General features: G+C 45.0%; 1 protein-coding gene. It reads left to right on the top strand.

Annotation, left to right across the window (positions count from 1 at the left end; translation table 11 throughout):
* The coding region (locus A3729_RS08215; protein ID WP_068633612.1) for a SpoVR family protein at positions 1–1,226 on the top strand (1,226 nt) is incomplete at its 5' end.
* Positions 1,227–1,340: the final 114 nt, after the last annotated feature.

Genomic DNA, 1,340 nt, shown 5'->3' with positions numbered 1-1,340 from the left:
ACTCTAACCCATGTATCGCTTACTTGATGGAAGAGAATACCTTGATGATGCAGGCCTTAGTCATCGCGCATGCATCATATGGTCATAACTCTTTTTTCAAAGGCAACTACCTGTTCCGCACCTGGACCGATGCCAGCGCAATAATAGACTACCTTCTGTTCGCCAAAAACTATATTGCAAAGTGTGAAGGCCGTTATGGCGTCGATACCGTAGAAACCTTTCTAGACTCCTGCCACGCAGTAATGAATTACGGTGTTGACCGTTATAAGCGCCCTGCTCCTATATCAGCTGAAGAAGAATTGAAACGACAAGAAGAGCGCGAGTTCCATCTGCAGCAGCAAGTTAATGAGCTGTGGAGAACCATTCCTGTCAGCGGCGACAAAGAAGAAGCCGAGAAAGATCAACGCTACCCTGAAGAACCGCAGGAGAATCTGCTTTATTTCTTTGAGAAGAATGCCCCCATGCTTGCCCCATGGCAACGGGAAGTACTACGTATCGTGAGAAAAATTGCCCAGTATTTCTACCCGCAAAGACAAACTCAGGTAATGAATGAGGGTTGGGCAAGCTTTTGGCACTACACCATCATGAATACGATGTATGACAAAGGTTTGGTGAATGAAGGCTTTATTATCGAGTTCTTAAAATCACACACAGCGGTGGTCTATCAACCTCCCTTTGATAGCCAATGGTACAGCGGCATCAACCCTTATACGCTTGGTTTTGCCATGTTTCAGGATATCAAACGTATCTGCCAACAACCTACGGATGAAGATCGACAATGGTTCCCAGATATCGCGGGCACAGACTGGCTGGAAACACTCGATTTTGCCATGCGAAACTTTAAAGATGAAAGCTTTATCCTACAGTTCCTTTCACCTAAGGTAATTCGGGACTTAAAACTCTTCGCAATTCGTGATGATGACCAGCAGAGTCATTATGAAGTAACTGGAATACATGATGAGCAAGGTTATCGATATGTTAGAGAAAAGCTCTCTCAGCAATATAACCTGAGTATGCGCGAACCAGATATTCAGGTGTGGAATGTTGATTTAAGAGGAGATCGATCACTGACCCTTAGGCACACACCAAACAGCCGAGTCCCCTTGGGTAAAAGTACAGACGAAGTACTCAAGCACATACATCGTTTGTGGGGGTTTGACGTTCATTTATTTAGTGTTGAAGAAGGGCTGACAGTAGATGAATATCACTGCCCTCCCATCACGTAGCCGCCTGAAGACGAAGTCAATTAGTGAGTATTATTTAGGGCTAACTCTCGACAAAAGCTCTTTCGATTACGTAATGCCCGGCATTCCCCTGACGCGCTTCAACAAAGCCCATAT

The sequence above is a fragment of the Oleiphilus sp. HI0043 genome (assembly GCF_001634935.1).
The sequence above is the reverse complement of the archived record's forward strand: the minus strand, read 5'-3'. Positions and strand labels throughout refer to the sequence as shown.